Source organism: Mesorhizobium sp. M7A.F.Ca.MR.362.00.0.0, from assembly GCF_004023175.1.
In the GTDB taxonomy this organism is placed as follows: domain Bacteria; phylum Pseudomonadota; class Alphaproteobacteria; order Rhizobiales; family Rhizobiaceae; genus Mesorhizobium.
Map to the genome: position 1 here is coordinate 1 of NZ_RZTF01000602.1, position 2,550 is coordinate 2,550.

Below are 2,550 nucleotides of genomic sequence, written 5' to 3' on the forward strand. Positions count from 1 at the left end.
CCGAGCTTCAAGGGAACGCGCGCCCCGACCTGGAGCATCCATTTGCAGTCGTTGTCCACCATCAGATCGTTGGCTTCTTTGTCCTGCGTGAAAAAGCGGCCTTGCCTGAATGGGCCCCGCCAGGCGTGATTACCATGCACAGCTTCCGCGTAGGCCTAGGATACCAAGGTAACGGATATGGAAAAGCGGCGACTGGACTTGTCTCTCATTGGATTTCGGCAAACCGCCCATCTGCCAAGCGCCTCATGCTTGCCGTTGAAGAAAATAATGCAAGAGCTAGACATTTCTATCTAACGGCAGGTTTTTTTGACACTGGCGCTACTTACTACGACGAAAAGTTTGGCTTGCAAAATGTCCTTGAACGGGAGATAGAATCCGTCTGAATGGCTTCCTCTGTCGGCTGTTGCCCGATCATCCTAGCGGTCAAATCGTTCATGCTGTACCCGTTGACACTCTCCAACTGACCAGTACCCCCGATCGTGAAGCAGCGAAGTCGAGGCCGCGGAATAGCGATGGCTAAAGCGGGATTGGACCCACGGACTTAACCTCTTCCATCATGACCCAAGTTCGGAAGCTCTTCACGTTTCCTTCCTTGAAAAATAATTGCCGTGTAAGAGACGTATACTCGTCCATGTCTATGGTAGTAATGATAAGGAGGAAGTCTGCCTCTCCGGTAACGTGGTAGCATTGCTGCACCTGAGGGCAGTTCAGGAACCGTCTTTTCATCCCGTCGAGCAAATCCAGTTTTCCGTTTTTAGCCCTCACCTCGACGATGACCGTCTGAGGACGCCCAACCGCTCTCTCGTTTGAGCTGGACATGAAATCGTCGAGCCGCGTTTTGCCAGCCTGCATGATCTAGGCACTCTCCTGATATACGTGGCTCTCAGAGCAATTCTGCGCCATGATAGTAGTCACGTCGGAGGCTGCTAGGTCCTGAACCGCGGGCCGAAGAGTGGAAACGACCACCGCGTGGTTCGAGGCCAGGACCCAGTTCGCCGTCGCTTTCGTCGTTAGGTTCGTCAGTCATGACGAAACCGGCCTCGCGCACAAAATTGCTGACAGTCCCGAGAACCGTTGACTTGAAACATGGGAGGGGCCCAGAACCCCACAAACCTGTCTACGAACCGACAACGGATACGCGACCACTCTTCACGCCAAGTCAGCAGGCGTCGTTCAATCCCGATACGATCAGGTCGGTTCGCGCTCCGGACCGCAACCCCTGTCCGGCCCCAGAAACCCGCAAGACTTTGCCACATACTCCACTCCTTCAACTGGGTCGGTGTTTATCGATGAGTTCTTTCACCCTCCCTTTGCAGTGCACCTCAGCGTGCGCCCGACGTTCCGATATCTCGGCGCATTTCAACTCCATTTCCCGAAAAAGCGCCTTTGCAACGGAAAGCTGGTCGTCGGTTGATCGTTGTCCTGGTCCTCCTCCGAACTGCAGAGCATCCCTGCACTCTTCAAGACTCGCCGGGAACACGCCAGCGAGTTGGCCGGCAAGCTCACTTCGGCGCTGTGTGACACAGCTATCCTGAGACAGGCGCTGGGCGATCTCGCCAATTTGTGTGTGGGCCTTCCTGAAAGGAACGCCTTGCGACGCCATTCGTTCGGCGGCAACAGCCGTCATTGATGAGCCGTCCTCCAGATTTTCACGCATCGACCCCACGTTGAAAGACATGAACTTCACGATGAGCGATGTTAGGGTTATGGCTCGCTTCAGCGCTTCCTCTGAAAGCCTGAGAGGAGAGCAGCCGTAGTTGCTTGCTTCGATCGAGTTGCTGAAAGGCGCCTTGCAGGTAGCCGTTGCCGCAGAAACGTATGCGCCAATTACGGTGCTTGCCGACCCCTTGATGTGTTCCAGTAGAAATGGGTTCTTCTTTTGCGGCAGCATGGAAGAGCCGCCTGCAAGCATGTGAGGAACATCGATGAGAGCGAACTCGCGTGTTGTCCAAACCTGCAGATCTTGGGCCACACGACTGAGCAAGGTTGAGATGCTAGCAAAGATTGAAAGCCCGTGCAGGTGATGGTCTCGGCTCGCGACCGCATCAAGTGAGTTGTACGACGGCAGTGCAAATCCAAGAAGACTTGCGGTTTTCAAAGGATCTATCGGCATACTGGTGCCTCCGCCAGCACCAGCTCCCATTGGGCAGTTCCTGATGTCTTCCAGCAGGCTATGGAGGCGCTGGCGCTCGCGCGCCAGAGCGAAGAAGACGCCAAGCAGATAGTGCCCTGGCGACCCGGGGAGTGCGATCTGGTATTGACTGTACAAAGGAGCCACAAGTCTCGATGCCTCTTCCACTCGTTGAAGCAGGGCATCTTGTGCAATTCCTATCTGTTGAGAGATGGAAGACGCAGCTTCCCGAAGGACCAGAAGAGAAATGGTCGCGTTCAAGTCGTTGCGGGATCTCGCAAGGTGCAGCCAGCCGGCCTTTTCCGGGCCAGCTCTGGTGGCAAGTTCGGCCTCATAAGCAAGATAGAGCCCACGCGGAGCCTCGCGGCCCTCCAAAGACTGGAAGCCCTCGTCCTGGAGGTCCAAGATGTGCTTGAGGA

Annotated in this window: 3 protein-coding genes; 1 reads left to right on the forward strand and 2 read right to left on the reverse strand. The window is 55.4% G+C overall.

What is annotated here, in order from left to right:
* The coding region (locus EOC06_RS35780; protein ID WP_164898952.1) for a GNAT family N-acetyltransferase at positions 1–383 on the forward strand (383 nt) is incomplete at its 5' end.
* Positions 384–516: 133 nt separating this feature from the next.
* On the opposite strand, the gene EOC06_RS35785 is transcribed toward EOC06_RS35780, so the two are convergent.
* On the reverse strand, positions 517–852 hold the full coding sequence (locus EOC06_RS35785; protein ID WP_128310016.1) for an Lrp/AsnC family transcriptional regulator: 336 nt from the start codon (positions 850–852) through the stop codon (positions 517–519).
* Positions 853–1,267: 415 nt separating this feature from the next.
* On the reverse strand, positions 1,268–2,550 hold a 1,283-nt coding region (locus tag EOC06_RS35790), incomplete at its 5' end, for a lyase family protein (RefSeq protein WP_245470378.1).

Coding starts and splice junctions, on each gene's coding strand:
- EOC06_RS35785 (WP_128310016.1), bottom strand. CDS start 852: ATGCAGGCTGGCAAAACGCGGCTCGACGATTTCATGTCCAGCTCAAAC.